The organism is Maribacter orientalis (genome assembly GCF_900109345.1).
Taxonomy (GTDB): domain Bacteria; phylum Bacteroidota; class Bacteroidia; order Flavobacteriales; family Flavobacteriaceae; genus Maribacter; species Maribacter orientalis.
Genome location: NZ_FNZN01000008.1, coordinates 59,043 through 82,389, shown reverse-complemented (window position 1 = coordinate 82,389; position 23,347 = coordinate 59,043). Strand labels below are relative to the sequence as shown.

The following is a 23,347-nucleotide window of genomic DNA, read 5'->3' as shown; positions in this document are numbered from 1 at the left end:
TATATAAAATATGAATTTTTTTTGATTTTGATAGAATTTAAGTCTTCGAGTAGAAACAGTATGTTAAAACTTCCAGTATATTTGAAAGCATATCAAACATTTAATACTATGAATACAATAAAAACAGCTTTTACTCTTCTTTGCTTTGCTACCCTAAGCATAAACGTTATGGTTGGGCAAGAAGGGCATCCTTTAGAAGGAAAATGGAATTTAACAATTGATCAAGAAGGAGAAGAATTACCATCGTGGCTAGAAATTAGACATTCAGGTACAAATACTCTAATAGGTAGGTTTACTTATGCATTCGGTAGTGCACGACCTGTTGCAGAAATAGAAAAACATGGAGATTTATTCTCATTTAAAATTCCACCACAGTGGGAACCAGGAGCTTCTAATATGGAGTTTGAAGGAAAAATAGTTGGTGACGGACTTGAAGGCACTATGATTTATGTTGATGGTAAAACCTATAAGTGGACGGCTACAAAATCTCCGATTCTACCTTTTTATGACGATGTAAAAGAAGGAAAGACCATAAAGCTTTTTAATGGCAAGAATTTAAATGGATGGAAAATAAAGGAAGGTAATCAATGGGCCGTAATTGATGGTGTATTAACGAGTACTAAATCGGGCGTTAATCTTATTTCTGAAGAGAAGTTTAAAGATTTTAAATTACATGCAGAATTTCGATATCCTGAAGGTAGTAATAGTGGCTTGTATTTAAGAGGTCGCTATGAAGTTCAAATAGCAGATAATATAGGATTGGAAGCTTCTTCTATTTATTTTGGTGGAATTTATGGTTTACTTTCTCCGAGTGAGAATGTGGCTATGAAGGCTGGGGAGTGGCAATCGTTCGATATCACTTTAATTGGTAGGCGAGTAACTATTGTTGCAAATGGTAAGACAATTATTTCAAACCAAAATATCGATGGTATGACAGGTGGTGCTTTGGATAATAACGAAGCCGAAGCTGGACCAATAATGATTCAAGGAGATCATGGCCCTGTAGAATTCAGAAAGTTAGAAATAACACCTTTATCTAAAGGATAAAATACTTTTAAGTGAAAAAAGCCTCCAATTATGGAGGCTTTTTTTTATTCTTATTCATCCCAATTTAATTGGGTGATTAATGCCAAGGCTTTTACTTCTTCATCTTCATGAACGAAAATCTGAATGATATCAGATAAAGGTGCTCCAAAACCTGCCATACGTGCAGACTCACTTTCATCTTTTAGAATAGGTTCAATATTGTTATCCTTTAAGGTAAGTTCCACTCTATGGGCTTCTATACTATTACCGCCAAAAACCTTTTTATATTTTGAATCCATAATTTTTTATTTTATACTCTCGTTCATTTCTTTAATAAATGTATTAAAACTCTTGAAAGTAGAAGTTAATAATTCAATTTGTTCTTGCGCCTCTTTCCAATCTTTTTGTTCAATAGCTTCTCTAACTCCAGGTAGTGTTTTAACGCCATAACCTGTGTAGAAACCAGGAGCATAAATTTGATGTTTAAACCATGGTCTTCTTGGTAGTCCTTTTTCAGATGTTAACATATGTTCAGCTTTCATGAGTTTCTTATTGAGTTCATTTCTCATTTTGCTAGAAAGTGAAGTTGTATTTGTTTTCTCGAATTCGGTTATAGATTCATTTAGTAAAACCAATTCATTTTGTAAAGGAGAAAAGTCGATATAAGGAATCCTATCTTTTTTAGTAGGGCTATTAATTTGTTTTGTTGGATCAGCTGCTAATTGATATGTATTTTTCTCTACCATTGTGTTATGCTTAAGAACATCTTTTCTCATGTTATCCGTTTCATTGATTATTTCAGTTAGGTAATTTGAAACAGTAGAATGCCATTGTGTAAAATTTAACGGTAGCACATCCGCATTTGCCAAACGTAAAGTTATAAGTCCGGCAGTATTTGCTAAAGCTACACCATATGCAAATTCAGGATCTTTGAATCTTTTGTAATGAGGGTATGTATCATAAATAGTATGGTATTCGCCACCACCATTTTCACCGCCAAATCCTAAATTTAACGCTGCGATACCTGCATGTTGTATAAAAGGAGTGTAATCTGATCCCGAGCCTAGTGCGTATAGTTCAAAAGAATCAGCGCCGCCATTAACCATATTCGAAGCAATTTTTCGCTCTTTAACCGATACTTTGGTTTGTGGGTCTATTACAGAACCAGCAACTTCACTTACCATTGCTTGTAATGAATGTGAACCACCAGCACCTAAAAATCCACGACCATTACCATCGGTATTGATATAGGCAACCACTTTTTCTTGTAATTCTTTTTTATGATCTTCTACCCATTCAGTAGATCCGATAAGACCCGGCTCTTCAGCATCCCAAGCACAAAACACTAAAGTTCGTTTTGGTTTCTGTCCTTTTTTTGCAAGTTCGCCGATTGCTCGGGCTTCTTCCATAAGGGCTACCATACCACTAATAGGATCGTTTGCACCATGAACCCATGCATCATGATGATTACCACGCATTACCCATTGGTCTGGAAATTCAGAACCTTTTAATGTGGCAATTACATTATGTGCAGGAACCAGTTTCCAATCGAAAGCAAGTTTCAGGTGTACTTTTGCTGGTCCAGGACCTATGTGATACGTTATAGGTAAACCACCTCGCCATGATTCAGGTGCTACCGTACCATCTAATGCAGATAAAAGAGGTAGCGCATCTTCATATGAAATGGGTAATACAGGAATTTTTGTAATGGTCGGCGCATCTTTTCGATCTAATCTTTTAGCATCTTTAGTAGCTGCATAACCTGGAGTCAAAACATCACCTGGGTAAGTAGGCATATCCATAACAGAACCTCTCTGCACGCCTGTTTTGTTTTTATAAGCACCTTTAGGGTACACATCGCCTTGGCCATAACCATCATCTTCAGGGTCTGAGTAAATAATACAGCCGATAGCTCCTTTTTCAGCAGCTAACTTTGGCTTAATACCTCTCCATGAACCTTGATATTTAGCGATAACAATTTTCCCTTTTACACTTATGCCAAGTTTTTCTAATTCTTCATAATCTTTAGGAATACCATAATTGACAAATACTAATTCGGCCTCTACATCACCATCGGTAGAAAATGCATTGTAGCTCGGCAAAAGTGCATCACCTTGCGCAGTAAATGGGTCTCCTTCTACAGGAACTGCGGTTAATTTTGCAGTATATTTCGTAGGTCCGGTTAGTTCTAAAACCCTTTCCGTAGGATAAGGAAATAAAATTTGATAGGTTTCAATTTTGGTATCATAGCCCCAAGATTCAAACTGACTTTTAATCCATTTAGCATTTTTCTCACCAAATTCAGTACCGACCCAATGAGGCTCTGCAGCCATTTTCTGCATCCACTGATCTAAGTTGGTGGCATTTAATTTTTCTTCAAAACTTTTTTCTAGTTGAAGTTGTTTTTCGGTGTTTTCAGGAGAAAATCCTATAATAGATTTTTGAGAAAAACCTGTGAGACATGTAATTAAGAATAGGGTAGTTAGAATTTGTTTCATAGTGTAAAAATATAGAAGTTGAATTTGATTAAAGTTTAATGGTTCTACCAGTTTTAGAACTTGTTATGGCCGCTTGTAGAATCTCCATAGTAATTATGTTATTCTCTAAAGAATAAACATTGTATGGTTCTAAAATTAACTGTTTATTGATGACAGCGGCAAAAACTGAAAAGGGATCATTATAAGGGTGTTCACGTTCCCCTAAAAGAAATGTTTCTTCAGTATAATCGCTATATCCTTTTGAAAGTCTTAATCGTAATTGAGTAGGGTTGTCAGAAAATATAGCGCCTTTTGTACCATAAAGTTCCATATCTTTTCTGCCTATAGGCCAATTCCAAGAAGGTTCTAATATGGCCATTTCATTATCGTAGGTTAAAATGATGGTAGCATCGTCATCTACCTTAGGGTTATTTTCTGGTTGTAACTGTTGAGTAACGGCAGTAATACTATTTGGTCGTTTACCTTTCATTAACCAAGTCATCAGATTAGCTCCATAACAGCCAAAATCTGTAATGGCACCACCGCCATTTAATATTGGGTCTGATAGCCATTCTAAAAATTCATCAGAAACACCAATTTTTTTTGGGCCTTTATGACCATCTCTAATGATAACTTTTCTTAAATCGCCTATAGTTCCCTTTTCTAATAAATCGTTTGCCTTTACATTGGTCTCATACCATGAAGTTTCATAATTTGTTAACACATGAATTTTATATTTTTTAGCCAATGCTTCAATTTTTTTAGCGTCCTCAAGATTGGTGGCTAAAGGCTTTTCTACCATCACATGTATGCCCTTTGGGGCGCATGACTCCACTACGTTCAAATGTTCCTTTATATTGCCAAAAGCAGCTACAGCATCTGGTTTTACTTTGTTTATCATTTCATCCATAGTATCAAAAACGATTTCCATGGAAAAGCCAAATTCATCAGAAAGTCTTTGCGCTAATTGCTTGTTGGGTTCAACAATACCCACCATTTTAATATCGGATTGAGAATCCCTACTAAGAATCCACCCAACATGACCATGTGTAAGACCGGCAACGCCCAATTTTAATGCACTATCTTGAGCGATACTACTATTTATGGACAGTATTAATATTAGAGTTGCTAAAAATTGTTTCATAAGAAGGTTTTTTAAATTTTAAATGGGATCTTCAATTGTGTTATGTTCTATAAGATTAGTACTTATGGTAAAGTGAAATTTACAGCCTTTTTGTTCTTCAGACTCCACCCATATTTGACCTTGGTGGTGATCGATAATTTTTTTACTACCGTAAAGTCCGATACCTGAGCCTTCAAATTTTGCATGGTTATGTAATTTGTGAAAGGCGTTAAAGATATTGTCTTGTTGATTTTTAGCAATGCCTATGCCATTATCTTCGACACTAAATTGAAAAAAGCTAGGTACTTTTACAGACCGAATTGTAATACGCGGAATTTTATTCGATGATTTAAATTTTAGGGCATTATGAATTAAATTTTGGAATAACATTCTAAGGTCATTGGATTTGCCGATTAAAACTGGCATCTCTTCCACAATTATTTCGGCATTACTTTCTTTTATTTTTTCTGATAAATCGTCGAGTACAACATTAATAACTTCATTGATGTCTATGGTCTCCATTTCACTGGAACCGCCGATTTCCGCATATTTTAATAAGCCTTGAACCAAGTTTGTCAATCTTGCAGAGCTATCATTTAAATGTTTTAAAAAGCTATCAAAATTTGTGTAATCAGCTAATAAATGTTGATATTGTAATTCTTTGGCAATAATATTTATATTATTTAAAGGACTTTTTAAATCGTGTGTTACAATAAAAGTGAATTCCTCAATATGTTTATTCTTTAATTTTAATTCATTATTTAATACCGCCAGTTCCTTATTTTGTTTTTTTAAATCGATCTGTGCTTTTTTAAGATTTATTTCACTTTCTTTCAATGCTTTATTGTTTAGTTCTAAAGCGGTAGTATATGTTCTGGTTTTAGTTTCATCATACATTCGAAATATTAGCGAGAGCCAACCTAAGCAAGCTATAAATACAAGTATTTCATCGTAAGGAATTTCAATAACACCTAATAAAGGTCCGTAAATCTGAATATAAACAGTTGGTATTATAAATGCTAGAATATCATAGGTGATAATGATAATTCTCATTTTCGGATTATTCCGAAACCCTATGAATGCCAAAAATGCCATAGTAGCAAAACCTACTGCCTGACCAAAAAATCCACCAATTAGAAAAATGAGTAACATAAATATCGTCGGCGGATAGAATGTCATGTATAATCTGGTGGCATGATTGTATTTTAATCGATTCAAAAGAAATCCTATTCCAAAGCCCATGGCAATGACCGATGCAATTATTTGTTCTAAACTAGAATAATTGAAGAAAGTGTCAATAAGTACTATAATTGAGCAAATCAAAGAAATAAAGGTTATTGTACCAAAATTTTCTAGTAGTTTGCCTTTTTCAAGGAGTTTACATGTTGGTTTTGTATTGGTTATGGACAAGTTGTTCAAATTATAATATTAGAAGTAATACATCAATCCTCATAAGTTTACCATTTAAGAAAAACTTAACTGCTCGTTCACCAAATTTCTATTTTCAGTTATAAAATATATGGAGGAGGGGAATTTATATTAGCGTCATATTTTACCTAAATATAAGAAAGTAGCCGTTTAAAAAACCAAAAAGGCGCCTTTATTTGGCGCCTTTTTTAAACACAATAGTTTTCTCTAATTTTTTATGAAGTCTACAAAATAGCTAATTACTCATTGGTACTTCTATAACCAATACTTTAGCAGCGCTATTCGTATTTAGGGTAAATGAGTCAGTTTCCCAAATTCCATAACCATCTCGTTTATTTAATACTTGGTCATTCACAACGATTTCACCGTGTAATACAAAAATATATACGCCATTTCCTTCTTTTTTTATGGAATACGAATCCATTTTTCCAGGCTCATATTCTCCTAAATGAAACCATGCATCTTGGTGAATCCAAACGCCATTATCATCTTCATTTGGAGAGAGAATTTGATATAGACTATTTTTGGTTTCTATATTTTTTATAGAAATTTGATCGTAACGAGGGGTTACGTCTCTTTTATTCGGAATTACCCAAATTTGTAGAAATTTAACCAGTTCATTTTTATTCTTGTTATACTCACTATGTGAGACTCCTGTACCAGCGCTCATTACCTGAACATCACCTGATTTTATAACTGTAGAATTCCCCATATCGTCCATATGTTGAAGATCACCTTCTAGTGGTATGGATATTATTTCCATATTACTGTGAGGGTGAGTTCCAAATCCACGGTCTGCAGCAACCATATCATCATTTAATACCCTTAATACCCCAAAATTCATGCGCTCGGGGTTATGATAGTTAGCAAAACTAAAGCTATGATATGAATTTAACCATCCATGATCAGCATGTCCTCTGGTGTCTGATTTATGTAAAATTGTCTTCATTATTATTTTATATTGATTTATAAAGTTAGTCGTTTTTTTGTTCTAAGCTTTACGCTAGTAATACTATGATTTAAAAATTAAATATGGCCTTTTACAGCATTCAAATGATTTTCAATCAAATCATAGCCTGACATAATTTAGTCTCCTAAAATGCGTTATACTGATGAATTTCTCCCATTATTATGAAACTAATAATATCTCTATTTCTTTTGTTTTTTTTATCAAATTTAGTGGCGCAAAATCCACGTGATGCCGCTAAGCATATTGGAGCTGGAGTCGTTATTGGTGTTGCTGGTGGGTATGCTGCAGATAAGATAACTAATGGTCAACGGGTTTGGAAATGGGTAGGTGCAGTGGGAAGTAGTTTTGCTGTTGGAATGGCCAAAGAAACATTATATGATAAACCAAGGGGCAATGAATGGGAGGCGAAAGATGTACTTTATACAACATTAGGAGGAGTGCTTTCTGGTATGGCTTTAGACATATTGACTAGTAACAGTAGAATAAGGAGTGGTAATGGAAAAAAATGTGGTTGCTTGGTAGCTAAATTAGATTTGGACCAAGAATTAGATTTGCCAACTTTTGTTGAAAATGGAACTGGAGATATTACTTCAGAATTACAGGCTACTTATTTTTTAAAGTAGGCTTATAGTAGTCCCTTTGCCTTTATCTCTAAATATTTATTTATTGTGTTAATGGTTAATTCTTCTGGCTTAGTGAGAATAGTTTGTATACCGTATTTCTGTAATTCTTTTTGTATTAATTTTTTATCCAAAGCAAATTTTTCGGCAATGGTTTTATGATAAATGGTTTGTAGGTTTTCGGCATCCGTAGAAATTAATTCTATTAATTCTGAATTTTCAAAAAATATAACTACCAATACATGTTTTTTAGAGAGTGCCAGTAAATAAGGTAGTTGTCTTTTAAGGGCGGAGATGTGCTCAAAATTGGTATAAAAAAGTAAAAGGCTTCGATGGTTTATTTTTCGTTTCACATGAGCATAAAGTAAACCAAAATCAGCATCAGTGTAATCATTACCAATACTGTATAACTTTTCCATTATGGTGTTCAAGTGCGTTATTTTTTGAACTGCCGGAACATAGGTTTCTAAGTTTTTAGAGAAAGCAATTAATCCAGTTTTATCGTTTCTTTTTAAGGCAACATTTGAGAATGCTAAAGTGCTATTTATGGCATAATCCAATAATTTTAGACCATTAAAGGGCATTTTCATAACTCTTCCTGTATCAATAATTGAATAAACAGGTTGCGACTTTTCATCTTGGTATTGATTAACCATTAATTGGTTAGATTTTGCAGTAGCTTTCCAGTTAAGGGTACGAATATCATCACCTTGAACATATTCTTTTATTTGTTCAAATTCTTGGGTATGTCCTATTTTACGTATTTTTTTTAAGCCAATTTGAGACAACCGATTGCTTATGGCCAAAAAATCATATTGTTGCATTTGAATTATAGATGGGTATACAGGAACCATTTGGTCTTTTTGAAAAACAAAGCGCCTTTTGATAATTCGTAGAGGAGATGAGCAGAAAATATTTAGATTTCCAAATACATATTCACCGCGCTCTACTGGTCTTACTTTATAATTAAATTCATTTTTTTGTCCTTTGAAAATAATCGTTTTATATTCAAAATCTCTTTTTTGAAATTGAATCGGTAACTCATCTATAATTGTTAAAAAGGTTTTAAAAGGATAAAAGGTTTCGAATCGAATTTCGATAGAATTAAAATCACTGTTAGATAACTTTTTTGGGAGTTCTCTTTGAGCAGAAATACCTTTTGAGTTTGCAAACAAGAGAAATATATCAAAAATAAAAAAAGCAATTAATAAAAGCAGAAGTACCCAAGAAATAGGATAGATTACTTTGAACCAAAACGATAATATAAAGCTAGCGCAAAGCACAGCTAAGTATATAAAAAAGGTATTATTAATATATAATGATTTTAAAAACTGCATTTACCTAGGTATTTCAACACTTTCCATAATCATTTTCACTACGCTTTCAGTTGTAATCCCTTCCATTTCACGCTCAGGAGTTAAGATTACTCTATGGTTTAAGATAGGGACCATGGCTTTTTTTACATCTTCAGGAGTTACAAAATCACGTCCGTTTAATGCAGCAAAAGCTTTTGCGCTATTTAAGGCAGCAATAGAAGCTCTGGGAGACCCGCCTAAATAAAGATGCGGATGATTTCGTGTTTTATTTATAACCTCTGCGATATATTTAAAGATTTTTTCTTCGACAATAATTTCTTGAATTTGTTTTTTAAATCGAAGTAATTCTTTAGGGGTTAAAACGCCTTTAATTTCTTTTTGTGGCAAATCGCCTTTGCGCTCATGATGCGTTTTTAAAATAAGTATTTCTTCTTCTAGATTAGGATATTCTACTTTAATTTTAAAAATAAAACGGTCAAGTTGAGCTTCTGGTAGGGCATAGGTGCCTTCTTGTTCAATTGGGTTTTGAGTTGCTAAAACCATAAAAGGGGCATCCATAGGGTAGGTTGTACCGTTCATGGTTACCTGCCGTTCTTCCATAGTTTCAAACATGGCTGCTTGTGTTTTGGCAGGAGCTCGATTAATTTCATCAATTAAAATAATGTTAGAAAATATGGGTCCTTTTTTGAATTCGAACTCTGTAGTTTTTGCATTAAAAACTGAGGTTCCAAGAATGTCACTAGGCATTAAGTCTGGTGTAAACTGAATTCTACTAAAATCTGTTTTTAAGGTTTTTGCAAATAATTTAGCCGTAATGGTCTTTGCTATACCAGGTACGCCCTCAATTAGAACATGGCCATCTACCAATAGGGAGACAATTAAAAGTTCAATAAAATTTTCTTGCCCTATAATTACTTTTGAAAGTTCTAATTTTATGTCTGAAACTGCCTTTTGAAGTCCATCTAGAGGTATACGGTTATCAAAATTTAGGTCATCTGTAGCTTGCTCGTTATTTTCCATCCGCTTTAAATTTTTGTATTAGGGTATTCAATTCTATTAATTCGGTATCTGTGATTTGACTTCTATTCTTAAGATGTTTGATGTAAGTAAATAACTTTTTAACAGATTCAAAAGACTGTCCGCTTTTACCCGCAAGACTAGTATAAAAAGTATCGTCAAAAGTTATTGCACTTATAAAGAAATTAGACCGTAGTTGATCTAGAAAATAATTTATTTTGTGTTCACTAATTGCCTTTTGATCACTTTTTTCAAAATACATATCTGAAATTGTGCGAGTAAAAGCCAATGTTTGATTTTTCAAAGGAATTACAACTGGTACTGCCCTTTGCTTTCGCTTGCCTTCAAAAACGATATAAATTAAAATCCCAATAAGAGCGGTATAATAAGCCCATTTTAACTCTTTTGTATTCAAGAATATATACATTGGAGAAGTATAAAAAGACTTTCCACTTTTATAATGGTTATCAATATAAATTGTTGGTGAACCCTCAAAATAGGAAATTAAACCTGTTGTATAATCCTTATTGTTTCCATTTAATAAAAAGTAATTCGTAAATGCTTCGGGGAAGGTTGATAAGACAATTTCACCTTCGCCAAATTTTTGTTTGATAATGTTGATGTTCAGGTCTTTCAATTCATTATTCTCTGATTTTTCAACCTTAAACTTGCCAACGACAACAGTTTGTAAGGTATCTATTTCATTAAAATAAGGTGAATAGGTACCTCTGTCAAAAGTGATACTATCTTGAATTCTTAGGTTTGGGTTCACCAACTCATGGTTTTGAAGTTGACTTACATCAAAACCTCCATATAAATTTCCTGTTTTTAAGTTTAGGGTGTCAAGTAACTTTTTTTCGAAACCTTTTGAAGCTATAAAAAGAATGTTGCCTTTTGAAGTCCATTCTAAGAGCGATTCTAATTCTGTTTTTTCAAAAGCAATTTGATTATTTACAAAAAAATAGGTGCCACTTATGTCTTTATTATTTTGAAGAAATTCAAAAGGAGGAATAGTTATATGTTCAATTTGGCCATCAAATAATTTAGGAATAATTTGATTGAAAATATAAGTGCCGTATGGTATTTTATGAGAAGGCACATACGACTCAAACCAGTTTATTTCTTTTGTTTTATTATACTGAAGCAGCATCAAAGCACCCAAAGAAATTACAGCGATAACAATATAGATAGTTCCTTTCTTATCCATTTTGTAAAATATTTTTTAAGGATAAAAAATTAGCTTCTGCTTTTAGGTATTTGTTTTCATCAATGGGAAAATCACCATACCAGATATATTCATAGAGTCGAGTAATGTTAGCAAAAGGTTTTTTTAGATCTATTTTTTCTATTTCTCTGTAATAATCAGCATTTGTTTTTTGCAACTCCCACACAATAATCTCTTTTTGGTTCATTAGCCTTAGCGTTAAGAGATAATAGTAACGAATGGCTAGCCTGTAATTTTTGTGCTCAAGTGCTTCTTGAATTAGCATTTGAATATCTTCATTTTTAATAATATGTTCCTCTTCTGATAAGGTGACCAGTGATTCCGCTTTCTGATTATAAATTAGAGCTCTTGCATTTACGTTAATGAAAAACTTTATAAGAATAAAAACAAGTATCGCTAATAAAAGATAGGGTAGTATTCTTAAAAGAACATTAAAAATACCTGACGCCTTCTCTACTCCAAAAATCCATTCAAAGAACTGTAATATGAGATTGGATAACCAATTTTTAAAAGACACCCACCAATCTGGGGCGGTACTTTTAACAATCTCATAATTAAAATCTGGATTGTCTCTAAAAACGTCGAGTTCGCTTTGGTCAATCTTTTTTTGAACAAGTTCTAAGGTGTCAAGTTTAACGGTAAGCGTGTCTTTTTGGGCAGCAGATATTGTATAACAACATCCAAATAAAAAAAGTAGCATTAACCTATACAGCATTCTTAAATATCTCGAGATTGACCTAAATTTTCAATGCGTTCGTAAGTTCCAGTGAAATTCTTCTTCTCGTTTAAGTTAAAATAGATAAAAACACCTGCAATTACGCTGATAAGATTTAGTAAGAACTGACCTATCGTACCCACTACGTTAAGTAATATGTATATAGGGTCTTCAAAAATATTCATCATACTTTCTGCATCCATTTCACCAGATAAAATTCCCATTTTCGCCCATTGATAAATCGCTAAGGGTAAGGAGAATGCCCAAGATGCTACTACCACGATGATGCCAATAACAAAAAAAGTAGCAAAGGTTATCCACCATTCATCTTTTACCAATTTAAAACTATACCCATAGGCATCTGAAGCCCCCATTTTATTAAATACTAAAACACTAAAGGCTAACATTAATGGGACATAAAGATAAATACCGGGTATGATACAAATCATCAAGCCAAAAAAAATAGATAGGCCTACCAAAATTCCAAGGCCTATGAAACTCCAAAAGCTAGCATAAACTTCCTTTTTTATGGTTTCAAAATCGGGGGTTCCTTTACCGTTGGCATATGATTTAATATAATGCAGTACCGTAGATTGCGAAATGGTGTAAACTGAAACAATAGAAATCATATACACAAGAGCAATAACGAAAATTAAGGCTATGTTATTTAGTTCAGAGCCAACGCCGGTAAATATTAAACTAAAGGAATTACCCGCATAGAACATGTAAAATACCAATGCCAAAATCATGGCTAATAAGTAGGGGCCTACAATCTTAAAAAACGTTGTAAAAAAAGGTTTGAATTCGCTTCTTAAAAATGCAAATGTATCTGTAAGAATATCACCTAATTCTCGTTGTTTCTTAAATTCTATATAATCAGCTTTCATGTAATTTGATTTTCCTGTTTAGTTGATATGGATATATAACGTAATAAAAAAGAATTAGTACTAAAGATCCTAATATGATTAAAATTGCAAGCCAGTCTGGCATTTCCGTATGGCGGGTAACAAAACCCTCTAAAAAACCTGCAATAACGAAAAAGGGAATGGTACTTACCATAATTTTTAATCCGTTTTTAACCCCTCTTTTAAAAGATTCTAGTCTGGTAAATGTGCCAGGAAAAAGCATGCCGTTGGCCATAACTAATCCAGCACAACCAGCGATAATAATTACCGAAATTTCTATAGTTCCATGAATCCATATAGTTCGAACAGATTCCCATAAAAGTCCCTTTTCATAAAAGAAGTATTGAAAACTACCTAACATTATTCCGTTTTGTAGCATAACCATTAGCGTTCCAATTCCTAACATAATTCCAAAAGCAAAGGCCATTAGTGCTACCCTAATATTATTAATGGTGATTCCCAAAAACATATTAAACTTACCCATTTGTTTGTAAACGGCCATTGGGTCTCCCTTTTCTATGTTGTTCAATGTCATATTAACATAACCATCTCCTAAAATAGAACGTACAAAATCACCTTCATTAGCCGCAGAAAAGGCACCTACAAAGGTGAAAAATGAAAATACTAAAAAAGCAATTAGTAATTCTCTATGATGTTGTGCAAACATGGTTGGAAATTCAGTTTTCCAAAAGCGTAGAATTCTGTTTTTAGGCTCTTTTTTAGACGTGTAAATTTTTTGGTGTGCTTGTGAGGCAATTGAATTTAAATAAAATTCAGTATTGCTTTTAGGGTAAAACGTTTTAGCATAACTTAAATGATCTGTGATTTCAACATACAAATCAGACAAAACATTTGGAGCAATATTCGTTTTGTTATCCAGAGCGCTTTCAAAAGTAGACCATTTATCTTTATTTTGCTTCACAAAAGCAGCCTCGCGCATAAGCTTAGGGTTTATCTCAAAGAAACAAAACTATGGAACAATTTCAAATAGAAACCGCGCAAAATATAAGTATTGATCAAAATACCGCTCATTTAGGAGATCGTATATTGGCCTTTATTATAGATTCGCTCATTATTATAATTTACTATATTTTAATGTTATGGTTTCTTTCCGTAATTGATATTGATTTAGGTGATAAATGGGCAGTTTATATGCTTTTAGGCCTTCCAGCATTTTTATATTATTTGTTATTTGAAACTTTTATGGATGGTAAAACCATTGGTAAGAGTTTTATGAAGATCAGAGTTGTTAAACTAGATGGCACTAAGCCTAGTTTTGCTAATTATTTTGTGAGGTGGATTCTTCGGATTATAGATGTGTCAATAAGCTCTGGTGGTATAGCCGTGTTAACCATTCTTATTCGTGGTAAGGGACAAAGGGTTGGCGATATAGCAGCAGGTACGACCGTAATAAGCGAAAAAAAACGGGTCTTTTTAAAAGATACGTTACTTAGAGAATTACCTTCAGATTATATACCAACATTTTCTCATGTTACCATCTTTAAAGACGGAGAAATGCAAACTATTAAAGAACTTTATGATAGTGCCAAAAGAAACGGTAATCATAATGTTATACTTTCGCTTAGCGACAGAATTAAAAAGGTCCTAGAAATATCTTCAGATTTAAAACCTATTGATTTTGTTGATATCGTTATTAAAGACTATAATTACTTTACCCAAAAGTTATAAGTGATGTTTTATTTTATCATTGATATATTAGGAACCATTGCATTTGCTATATCAGGTGTTTTGGTAGCTATGGATAAAAAGTTAGACGTCTTCGGCGTACTGATAATAGCTTTTGTTACTGCTGTTGGTGGCGGTACTTTGCGTGATTTATTAATAGGTATTAGACCCGTAGGATGGTTAAATACACCAATGCACCTACTTATAATAGTCATTACCGTTTTACTGGCAATAGTATTTGTAAAACAATTAAAATACGTTAGAAAATCGCTATTTCTATTCGATACCATTGGTATTGGTCTTTATACCATGGTGGGTATTGAAAAAGGGTTGGCTGCAGATTTATCACCAGTTATGTGCATAGCCTTAGGTACCATAACAGCGTGTTTTGGTGGAGTAATACGAGATATATTATGCAATGAAATACCAGTAATTTTTAGAAAGGAAATTTATGCTACGGTATGTATTTTAGGCGGATTAGTTTATTTTCTTCTTATTCAATTTCCTATTGATAATACCATACCTTATTCCTTGGCGATTCTAACCATAATTATTATGAGGGTCTTGGCTGTTCGGTTTAAGATCTCATTACCAAATATATATCGCGATAACAATTAATTAGAATACGGCTAATCTTATAAAAAATCATTTTACCAACATCTACTACTCAACAACTTCTGCCTTTTCAATATAAATATTCTGCATGGGCCAATCGCCTTCACCAACAGGCTGATTGTTTATTTTGTCAACCACGTCCATTCCTTCAATGACCCTACCGAAGGGCGTATACTCATCGTCTAGGTGATAAGAACCCGGATCTGTAACTACTATAAAAAACTCAAAGGGTGATGCTAGCATATGCGGGTTATCCATTTCACTACTTGGCATTGAAATAGTTCCTCGGTCGTGTTTATGTCCTTTTCTGGTATCAGGTGGCAGTAGGTATCTACCGATATCAGTTCTTTTCTTTCCGGTTTTTCGATCATCTGAATTTCCTCCTTGAATAATGAAATTCTTAACAACCCTATGAAATTGAGTGAAATCAAAATAGCCTTTTCGGGTTAGGTAAATGAAATTTGCACGGTGATATGGTACATTGTCATATAATTCTACGGTAAAGCTTCCTAAATTTGTAGTGATTTTTACCTTATTCGATTTTAAGGTTTTCTCATAATTGAAAAAGAAGTCTATGGCATTATCCTCGGTAAGTTGAAATTTTTCTACTTCCTCTTGTTGCAATGTTGTGTTTGCTTCAGTTTGTGTCGAATCTATAGTTGCCGTTGGCACAGATATTGTACTTTCAGATTTGTTAGAAGTATCTTTGCAACCTACACTAAGAAGTATAAACGTAATAATAAAATACAAATAGAATTTAAGTGAATTCATGGATTTCAATTTTTTTGAACAACGGATATCAAAAATAAAAGATCTACCGCTTCCGGGGGAGGCTTCGCAATATAAAATGGCACCAGAAGGTCGATTCGAAGAATTTAGAGAAATAAATCTAAAAATTAGAAACCCGAGAAAGGCAGCTGTTATGGCATTGTTTTATCCTACAATTAGTCAAAACACTAATTTATTGCTAATTCTTCGTAAAACCTATAAAGGAGTTCATTCTAATCAAGTAGGGTTTCCTGGTGGTAAAGCTGAAAAATATGATGACGGACTTTTATCTACTGCGTTGCGAGAAACGCATGAAGAAGTAGGAGTGAAGCCAACTGATGTAACGGTGATTAAAGAGATATCAGAAATTTTTATTCCACCTAGTAATTTTATAGTGCAGCCTTTTATTGGCTTGTATAAAAATCCAAAACCATTTGTTAAGCAGGATAATGAGGTTGAATTGATTTTAGAGGTACCCTTATTTGATTTTTTAGACGAAAATAAAATCGTAACAAAAAAATTATCTACCTCATATGCCGTCGATATTGAAGTACCTGCCTTTAAATTAAACGGTTATATTGTTTGGGGAGCCACCGCAATGATGTTAAACGAGATTAAAGAGTTATTAAAGCAGGTGTTATAAGGCATATTTATTTATTTTAGCATTCTATGGGATTATTTAAGACAAACCCTTTCGGGCATAATTTATTTATAAAAAAATGGCTAATTCGTATTCTAGCGGTGTTATCACATCAGCGCTATAAACGTTTCAACACTTTAGAGATAGAAGGGTCAGAAATTATTAGAAACTTACCAGATAGAAATGTACTATTCGTTAGCAACCACCAAACATATTTTGCGGATGTGGTGGCAATGTTTCATGTGTTTAATGCAAGTTTAAGCGGTCGTGAAGATTCTATCAAAAACTTAGGATACATCTGGCAGCCAAAATTGAATATGTACTATGTGGCCGCTGCCGAAACCATGAAGAAAAGTCTTTTGACCAAAATTATGGCGTATGCAGGTTCGGTTAGTGTTGAACGAACTTGGCGGTCAGAAGGACAAGATGTGAAAAGACAGGTTAAAATGAGCGATATTTCTAGCATCGGTAAAGCTTTGAATGATGGTTGGGTAATTACTTTTCCTCAAGGCACTACAACACCTTGGAAACCTTTACGAAAAGGAACAGCGCATATCATTAAAAAATATAAACCTGTAGTTGTACCTGTAGTAATTGATGGTTTTCGGCGTTCTTTTGATAAGAAAGGCCTTCGTATCAAGAAAAAAGGGATACTTCAATCAATGGTTATTAAAGAACCTTTGCATATAGATTATGATAATGAATCTTCGGAATCAATTATAGAAAAATTAGAGTATGCTATTGAACAGCACCCATCTTTTTTAAAGGTGATTTCTAAGCAAGACTTATTGGCATACGAAGAAGAGAATAAGAAACGTAAATGGAAAAAGTCTTAAAATTCCAATTGTCTTAGCTCACTATAATTCTTCTTTAATTTTCTTAGTAAAAGACCGTATAAAAGGAAGTAAATACCTCCCATGAATAAGGTTAGTATTATTCCAAAAATACCTATTGAGAGCATTACAGTTATCTTTAATTTATCTTGGGATATGTTTTTGAGCCCTTCTTTTAATTCAGGAAAAGCTAGGGTAATATTGTCACTCAAATAAACACCTATAATCATTATGATTATAGTTACCATAATCATCGATAATGAAAAAATAACATAGTGTTTAACTGTTCTTCGTGTTTTAATAATTTTACGCATTAGATTTTTAGAATTATCGAGTACTGAAATTTCTTTAAATCTTTGATAAAACTGAAAAATAAAGTAAAATGCAACAGAATACGTTAAAATAGAAAGAATAAAGAGGTATTTGGAAACTCCAATCTTTTTGTAAACCTCCATACCCTCTTGCATCGAAGGTAATAGGTATAATAAATGTGGTAGTGTAAATTCTAAGATACTTATGATTAGAATCCATTTCACAATAGAAGAAGATTTCTTCCATATCATTTTATGAATATCCTCATAGCTCAATTTAGGAATATCAAACTCCTTCTTCTGCCAGTCTCTCTTTAATAATTCCAGTTCATCCGTCATACGCTTATGGATTCAAAATGGTTCTTAATTTTGTTTTAATACGGTTCATTTTCACTCTTGCATTTACTTCTGTTATACCCAAAGTTTCTGAAATTTCGGTATAGTTTTTATCCTCTAGATATAAAAAGACCAAGGCTTTATCGATATCACCTAATTGTTTTACTGCCTTATACATCAATTTTAATTGTACTTCTTCTGTTTCATCATATTCATCCGCTTTTATCTTAAAAATAATTGATTCATAATCAGCGGTGTCAATCCTTCTCTTGTGCTTGCGATACAAGGTAATTGCTGTATTTAAAGCTACCCGATACATCCACGTACTAAATTTTGCATCACCTCTAAATTTGGGGTATGCTTTCCATAATTGGATAGTAATTTCTTGAAACAAATCGTTGTGAGAGTCGCGGTCGTTTGTATATAGCGTACACACTTTATGAACAATATTTTGATTGTTCTGTAGCTCGGTCACAAATTTGTGTTCAAGTTCTTTGTTCACTGTTGGTTGGTTGATCTTATGTGATTAGTCATATAAAAGGTTTATTTGTTACAATAAATCTTTAAATAAATAAAAAAAGTGCTCAAGGAAACCTTGGCACTTTTTTTTTAACTATACTTATTGAATTCTAATTTCTATAATCTAATGCAGGTGCTCTATCACCTAAAAGAGGTATGTATTTAAAATCAGCACCTCTTTGCTCTAGGAATTCAGCCTTTGCCATTTCTATCAATTTTTTATCCTTGAACAGGTCAATAGCTGTTTTGGTCAACGTTTTTGCTGCAACCATCATTCCTTTTCTACCAATAGATGTTCCACCGGCAGCAACTGCTTGCCAGCTATGTGCAGGGGTTCCAGGTACCCATGTTGCAGTTCCAAAACCAACTGTAGGTACAGTGAAACTAACGTCACCAACATCGGTAGAGCCATAAGCTCTAGCTTCCGTTTTATAAGGTTGAACATTTTTTGCAGTATCTAAATCTGCTTTATCCATTCCTAATGACATTGCAATTTTATCCGCAAACACTTTTTCTTCAGCAGTGTATTCAATACCACCTACTTCAGAAAGATTCTCGTGCATCAATTTCTGTAAAGTAAGGTTTGGTAATAGTTCATGCGTACCACCAATCATTTCATAATCCATTGTCGTGCCAGTACCTAAAGCAGCACCCTCAGCTGCTTTCACCATACGGTCGAAAATATCAATAACAACATCACGTTTATTATGGCGAGCATAGTAATATACTTCAGCAAAATCAGGAACCACATTTGGGGCTTTACCGCCATCTGTAATCACATAATGTATTCGAGCTTCTTGAGGAATATGCTCGCGCATCAAATTGACCATCATATCCATAGCTTCCACGCCATCTAAAGCAGAACGGCCTTTTTCAGGAGAACCCGCCGCATGGGCCGATATGCCATGAAATCTAAATTTAGCAGATTTGTTCGCCAATGCTGCACCTGCATTTGCTTCGTTTTCGTCTCCAGGGTGCCAGTGAAGGGCAATATCAACATCATTGAAAAGACCTTCGCGAACCATATATACTTTTCCAGAACCGCCTTCTTCTGCTGGTGTGCCATAAAAACGAATGGTACCTTTAGATTTATTAGCTTCTAACCATTCTTTAGTTGAAATCGCAGCAGCCGTAGATGCTGTGCCAAATAGATGGTGACCACATGCATGTCCGGCCGATTTCCCTGCCGATTCTTTTTCAGCTGTCGCTTTTTGAGAAAGGCCAGGTAGCGCATCAAATTCACCCATAATAGCTATAACAGGACTTCCGCTACCATATTCTGCAATGAAAGCTGTTGGAATGCCCGCAACTCCTTTTTTAATGGTAAAGCCAGCATCTTGTAATGTCCTTTGTAATAAGCCAGAACTTTGCTCTTCTTGGTAGCCCATTTCTGCGAATTCCCATATGTTCTGGGCTATATTTCCATAATCTTCACTTTTTTGCTCTAAATTTTTAAGAATTTCTTTTTCGCTCTTTTGAGCTTGTATTGTAAAAAAGGAAGTACTAAGTACCGCCAATAAAACTAAGGTTTTTTGCATTTTTGTAATTGTTTGTAGTTAGACCTTAAATATACTAAAAACAGAATATTATTTTAAAGTAGAAGTGGATTTGTTTAGTTTTGCATTTAAGTAATACATTATGAACATACCACTTTCGAGCTATCCTAGAATTGTTATTATAGGTGGTGGGTTTGGCGGAGTTTCCTTAGCCAAAAAACTAAGTAAAAAAGAAGTACAAGTCGTGCTTTTAGATAAGAATAATTACCATACTTTTCAACCCTTATTATACCAAGTTTCTACAGGTGGTCTTGAACCAGGTTCTATTGCTTATCCCTTACGAAAGGTTTTAATCGGATATGATAATTTTTATTTTCGTTTAGCTGAGGTCGATAATGTTGACCCGCTTAAAAAGAAAATTAATACAAATATAGGTGACCTTTCATATGATTATTTGGTTGTAGCTACTGGCTCTGAAACCAATTTCTTTGGAAATGAAGAGATTGAAAAAAATGCCATGTCGATGAAGTCTGTACCGCAATCGCTTAATCTTAGAAGTTTAATTCTTGAAAATTTTGAGCAAGCTCTTTTAACCGACGACTATCATGAGCGAGATGCTTTAATGAATTTTGTTATCGTTGGTGGTGGTCCAACAGGAGTTGAGCTTTCTGGTGCATTGGCAGAGATTAAGAAGGGTATTCTGCCTAAAGATTATCCAGATTTAGATACCAGAAGGGCGCAAATTAACATAGTACAAGGTGGTGATTGTCTTTTGCCAGGTTTTAGTGCTCAGGCTTCAAAAAAAGCGGAAGATTTTTTAGAGGAATTGGGAGTTCAAGTTTGGAAAGGAGTTAGGGTAACTGGTTATAATGGTAAAACAGTAACGACAAAAACTGATTTGGTTTTCGAAACTGCTACTGTAGTATGGGCTGCAGGGGTAAAAGGCGCAGGAATTAAAGGTTTGGATGCAGTAGATTTAATAGCAGGTGGTAATAGAATCAATGTTAATGAATTTAATCAAGTTAAAGGCCATCCTGATATTTTTGCCATTGGTGATATTGCTTGTATGGTAACTGAAGATTATCCTCGTGGGCATCCTATGGTTGCACAACCTGCTATACAGCAAGGTAAATTATTAGGGGAGAACTTAGAGCGGTTGCTGACACAGAAATCGATGAAACCATTTGAATATATTGACAAAGGTAGTATGGCGACAATTGGTCGAAATAAAGCTGTTTGTGATATAAAAGGATATCGTTTTCAAGGCGTCTTTGCCTGGTTTGTTTGGATGTTCGTACACTTGTTTTTCCTAATCGGATTTAGAAATAAAATGGTTGTATTCATAAACTGGGTATATAACTATATTAGGTTTGATCGTGAAGCTCGTTTGATTATAAGACCTTTTAGAAGAGACTACAGTCAGTTTAAGGATTAAGGCAATTCATAAAGTATATAATCATTAAGGATTATAGGTCAAAGTGCTTTAATACCTAGAAGTTTGGAGGTTAGTTTTGATAAGTAGTTCTTTTACCGTTATTTTTAGAATACCTACTACAGGAAATCAACATCACTTTAAAAAACTGTGATTTGAAAGTATTGGTGTGTGGTTATTTATTTTTGTTTGTAATTATTGCTATTGGTCAGACTACGGAAGAAACATCTCCAACGAATAGTCTTTCATCATTAACTGGATTATCAATTTCTGGGCATGCATATCCCGTTTCTGCTATTGGTGATGTGCATAAATCGTTCATGGTAAAATATGGAATATCTAAATCTACACAAATTGAACTTCAAGGGTTTTATGATACGTATTTGTTAACAGAAAGCTTTAGAACAAATTTGGTGAGCAAAGTCTTCTTAAATGATAAATTCTATTTATTCTCTGGAATGGAATTGGAAGCTGAAACCGGTAGTTATATCAATGTTCCAGGTCCATATCGGCTTGGTTTTATAGCTGGTACGGGTTATGATATTAGCGAAAATTTTATGATAGAGGTAAAAAGTAATGTTGAGCTGAATAATTCTAGAATTGGTGTTTTTGGTGAAAGTTTAATTGAAATGCCAGCAGTTTAAACTATAGGTAGTTAGATAAGATTTTAATTACTTTTTCTTGGGTGATAGGTATTCATGACCTCTGCCAAATGTGACCGATCCACATGCATATAAATTTCTGTCGTAGTAATACTTTCGTGACCAAGCATTTGCTGAATGGCACGTAAATCGGCACCATTTTCAAGTAAATGAGTGGCAAAGGAATGTCTAAAAGTATGCGGACTTATATTTTTATGCAACCCAATAGTAACCGCTAAATTTTTTACAATGGTGAAAATCATAGCTCTTGTAAGTTGTTTTCCTCGTCGGTTAAGAAAAAGTATATCTTGAAATCCTTCTTGAATATTAACGTGTACTCGTATTTCATTTCTATAAATATTAATATACTTTTTGTTCACGGTGCTAATTGGAACAAAACGTTGTTTATCGCCTTTACCGGTAACTTTAATAAAATCTTCCTCAAAAAATAGGTCAGATATTTTCAAGTCAATAAGTTCAGAAACCCGTAAACCACAACCATACAAAGTTTCAAGCATCGCACGATTGCGTTCCCCTTCATTAGATCCTAAATCAATAGCCTGAATTAATTTATCTATTTCGTTTTCAGAAAGAGTGTCCGGTAATTTTCGCCCTATTTTTGGGGACTCAATTAAATCTAACGGATTGTCTTTTCTAAAATCCTCAAAAATTAGATAGTTGAAAAAACTTTTAAGGCCTGATATGATTCGTGCTTGTGATCTGGGGTTGACCACTTTGGCTATTTCATATATAAATCGCTGAACGATATCTTTTTCTATTTGAATAGGGTTGACAGTGATCGAATGTGAATCTAAGAAAGACATTAGTTTCTCAATATCTCGAGTATAGCTTTGTATAGAATTTTTTGATAACCCACGTTCTAACTTAAGATACATGGTAAAATCTTTAAGAGCATGATGCCAATTCATGGTTTAAAGATAGATATTACATTAATTACAATTAAAGTATACTTGGTATTAAATATTGGTTTTCTGGTATATGAAGATTTATTGTTGGTTTTTATATTTACTCTAATTAATTCCAAATCAATTTTATTAATAGGTGATGGTTTTGGTATAAAGGTAGCTCTTAGACCTGCAGCAGGTCTTGATTATAAAATAAACAATGTTCCTTTAGCTTTTTCTTTCGATTGGAGACCTTTTATTGGTCTTGGGGAGTATTTAGGTAATGAAGTTGGGGCTTTCGCTATAGGTATTAGATATGTAATTGAATAAGTGTTAAAGTCAT

Annotated in this window: 25 protein-coding genes; 9 read left to right on the top strand and 16 right to left on the bottom strand. The window is 33.6% G+C overall.

All coding sequences use genetic code 11. The features are described from left to right. Positions 1–108 precede the first annotated feature (108 nt). Positions 109–1,047: a 3-keto-disaccharide hydrolase gene (locus BMY56_RS15250; protein WP_091626321.1), complete on the top strand. Its 939-nt coding sequence runs from the start codon at positions 109–111 to the stop codon at positions 1,045–1,047. 50 nt (positions 1,048–1,097) lie between these two features. Here the strand turns inward: BMY56_RS15250 and BMY56_RS15245 are convergent, their stop codons facing one another. From BMY56_RS15245 to BMY56_RS15225, 5 genes are all read right to left on the bottom strand, one after another. After that, the gene (locus tag BMY56_RS15245; protein WP_091626157.1) at positions 1,098–1,325 is read right to left on the bottom strand and encodes a putative signal transducing protein; all 228 of its coding nucleotides are present in this window, start codon (positions 1,323–1,325) and stop codon (positions 1,098–1,100) included. A gap of 6 nt (positions 1,326–1,331) precedes the next feature. Beyond that, entirely contained in the window at positions 1,332–3,524 is a 2,193-nt protein-coding gene (locus BMY56_RS15240) for a transferrin receptor-like dimerization domain-containing protein (protein ID WP_091626154.1), read from the bottom strand. Between the two features lie 28 nt (positions 3,525–3,552). Next, the gene (locus BMY56_RS15235) at positions 3,553–4,647 is read right to left on the bottom strand and encodes a Gfo/Idh/MocA family protein (RefSeq protein WP_091626151.1); all 1,095 of its coding nucleotides are present in this window, start codon (positions 4,645–4,647) and stop codon (positions 3,553–3,555) included. Positions 4,648–4,665: 18 nt separating this feature from the next. Next, positions 4,666–5,949 carry a sensor histidine kinase gene (locus BMY56_RS15230; protein ID WP_143057833.1) on the bottom strand — a complete coding sequence of 428 codons (1,284 nt, stop codon included), beginning with the start codon at positions 5,947–5,949 and terminating at the stop codon, positions 4,666–4,668. A 340-nt stretch (positions 5,950–6,289) separates the two neighbouring features. Continuing rightward, the gene (locus tag BMY56_RS15225; RefSeq protein ID WP_091626145.1) at positions 6,290–7,003 is read right to left on the bottom strand and encodes a pirin family protein; all 714 of its coding nucleotides are present in this window, start codon (positions 7,001–7,003) and stop codon (positions 6,290–6,292) included. Positions 7,004–7,185: 182 nt separating this feature from the next. Between BMY56_RS15225 and BMY56_RS15220 the strand changes: the two genes are divergently transcribed. Beyond that, the gene (locus BMY56_RS15220) at positions 7,186–7,647 is read left to right on the top strand and encodes a hypothetical protein (RefSeq protein ID WP_091626143.1); all 462 of its coding nucleotides are present in this window, start codon (positions 7,186–7,188) and stop codon (positions 7,645–7,647) included. 2 nt (positions 7,648–7,649) lie between these two features. Here the strand turns inward: BMY56_RS15220 and BMY56_RS15215 are convergent, their stop codons facing one another. The 6 genes from BMY56_RS15215 to BMY56_RS15190 are packed head-to-tail and all read right to left on the bottom strand — an operon-like array spanning position 7,650 to position 13,762. Next, on the bottom strand, positions 7,650–8,981 hold the full coding sequence (locus BMY56_RS15215; protein WP_091626140.1) for a DUF58 domain-containing protein: 1,332 nt from the start codon (positions 8,979–8,981) through the stop codon (positions 7,650–7,652). Beyond that, positions 8,982–9,980 (bottom strand): AAA family ATPase, encoded by a 999-nt coding sequence (locus BMY56_RS15210; RefSeq protein ID WP_091626137.1) that lies wholly within the window; start codon positions 9,978–9,980, stop codon positions 8,982–8,984. Continuing rightward, positions 9,970–11,184 (bottom strand): DUF4350 domain-containing protein, encoded by a 1,215-nt coding sequence (locus tag BMY56_RS15205; protein WP_091626134.1) that lies wholly within the window; start codon positions 11,182–11,184, stop codon positions 9,970–9,972. Before BMY56_RS15205 ends, BMY56_RS15210 begins: the two co-directional genes overlap by 11 nt. Continuing rightward, entirely contained in the window at positions 11,177–11,902 is a 726-nt protein-coding gene (locus BMY56_RS15200) for a DUF4129 domain-containing protein (protein ID WP_245737238.1), read from the bottom strand. The genes BMY56_RS15205 and BMY56_RS15200 overlap by 8 nt, the downstream gene beginning before the upstream one ends. Before the next feature lie 17 nt (positions 11,903–11,919). Continuing rightward, the gene (locus BMY56_RS15195; protein ID WP_091626129.1) at positions 11,920–12,804 is read right to left on the bottom strand and encodes a hypothetical protein; all 885 of its coding nucleotides are present in this window, start codon (positions 12,802–12,804) and stop codon (positions 11,920–11,922) included. Further along, a complete protein-coding gene (locus tag BMY56_RS15190; protein ID WP_091626126.1) occupies positions 12,794–13,762 on the bottom strand; it encodes a stage II sporulation protein M in 969 nt (322 codons plus the stop codon). Before BMY56_RS15190 ends, BMY56_RS15195 begins: the two co-directional genes overlap by 11 nt. Before the next feature lie 32 nt (positions 13,763–13,794). On the opposite strand from BMY56_RS15190, the gene BMY56_RS15185 reads away from it, so the two are divergent. Next, complete coding sequence (locus BMY56_RS15185) at positions 13,795–14,511, top strand: RDD family protein (RefSeq protein ID WP_091626122.1); 717 nt, start codon at positions 13,795–13,797, stop codon at positions 14,509–14,511. Between the two features lie 3 nt (positions 14,512–14,514). Next, the gene (locus BMY56_RS15180) at positions 14,515–15,126 is read left to right on the top strand and encodes a trimeric intracellular cation channel family protein (RefSeq protein WP_091626119.1); all 612 of its coding nucleotides are present in this window, start codon (positions 14,515–14,517) and stop codon (positions 15,124–15,126) included. A 45-nt stretch (positions 15,127–15,171) separates the two neighbouring features. Here BMY56_RS15180 and BMY56_RS15175 read toward each other — a convergent pair whose 3' ends face one another. Next, positions 15,172–15,894: a peptidylprolyl isomerase gene (locus BMY56_RS15175; protein WP_091626117.1), complete on the bottom strand. Its 723-nt coding sequence runs from the start codon at positions 15,892–15,894 to the stop codon at positions 15,172–15,174. On the opposite strand from BMY56_RS15175, the gene BMY56_RS15170 reads away from it, so the two are divergent. Then, a complete protein-coding gene (locus BMY56_RS15170; RefSeq protein ID WP_091626114.1) occupies positions 15,893–16,534 on the top strand; it encodes an NUDIX hydrolase in 642 nt (213 codons plus the stop codon). The two genes, BMY56_RS15175 and BMY56_RS15170, sit on opposite strands and share 2 nt — an antisense overlap. A 26-nt stretch (positions 16,535–16,560) precedes the next feature. After that, the gene (locus tag BMY56_RS15165) at positions 16,561–17,367 is read left to right on the top strand and encodes a lysophospholipid acyltransferase family protein (protein ID WP_091626111.1); all 807 of its coding nucleotides are present in this window, start codon (positions 16,561–16,563) and stop codon (positions 17,365–17,367) included. Here the strand turns inward: BMY56_RS15165 and BMY56_RS15160 are convergent. The 3 genes from BMY56_RS15160 to BMY56_RS15150 form a co-directional block, all read right to left on the bottom strand. Then, positions 17,364–18,014, bottom strand: a complete 651-nt coding sequence (locus tag BMY56_RS15160; protein WP_091626109.1) for a hypothetical protein — start codon at positions 18,012–18,014, stop codon at positions 17,364–17,366. The two genes, BMY56_RS15165 and BMY56_RS15160, sit on opposite strands and share 4 nt — an antisense overlap. Positions 18,015–18,018: 4 nt before the next feature. After that, positions 18,019–18,513: an RNA polymerase sigma factor gene (locus tag BMY56_RS15155; protein WP_091626106.1), complete on the bottom strand. Its 495-nt coding sequence runs from the start codon at positions 18,511–18,513 to the stop codon at positions 18,019–18,021. 127 nt (positions 18,514–18,640) lie between these two features. Further along, positions 18,641–20,068, bottom strand: coding sequence for an amidohydrolase (locus BMY56_RS15150; RefSeq protein ID WP_091626104.1), 1,428 nt, complete (start codon positions 20,066–20,068; stop codon positions 18,641–18,643). Positions 20,069–20,168: 100 nt separating this feature from the next. Between BMY56_RS15150 and BMY56_RS15145 the strand changes: the two genes are divergently transcribed. Then, a complete protein-coding gene (locus BMY56_RS15145; RefSeq protein WP_091626101.1) occupies positions 20,169–21,461 on the top strand; it encodes an NAD(P)/FAD-dependent oxidoreductase in 1,293 nt (430 codons plus the stop codon). A 152-nt stretch (positions 21,462–21,613) separates the two neighbouring features. Further along, positions 21,614–22,102, top strand: coding sequence for a hypothetical protein (locus tag BMY56_RS15140; protein WP_091626098.1), 489 nt, complete (start codon positions 21,614–21,616; stop codon positions 22,100–22,102). Positions 22,103–22,125: 23 nt separating this feature from the next. On the opposite strand, the gene xerD is transcribed toward BMY56_RS15140, so the two are convergent. Further along, complete coding sequence (gene xerD, locus BMY56_RS15135; RefSeq protein ID WP_091626096.1) at positions 22,126–23,028, bottom strand: site-specific tyrosine recombinase XerD; 903 nt, start codon at positions 23,026–23,028, stop codon at positions 22,126–22,128. On the opposite strand from xerD, the gene BMY56_RS15130 reads away from it, so the two are divergent. Further along, a complete protein-coding gene (locus BMY56_RS15130) occupies positions 23,014–23,334 on the top strand; it encodes a hypothetical protein (RefSeq protein WP_143057831.1) in 321 nt (106 codons plus the stop codon). The two genes, xerD and BMY56_RS15130, sit on opposite strands and share 15 nt — an antisense overlap. Positions 23,335–23,347 lie beyond the last annotated feature (13 nt).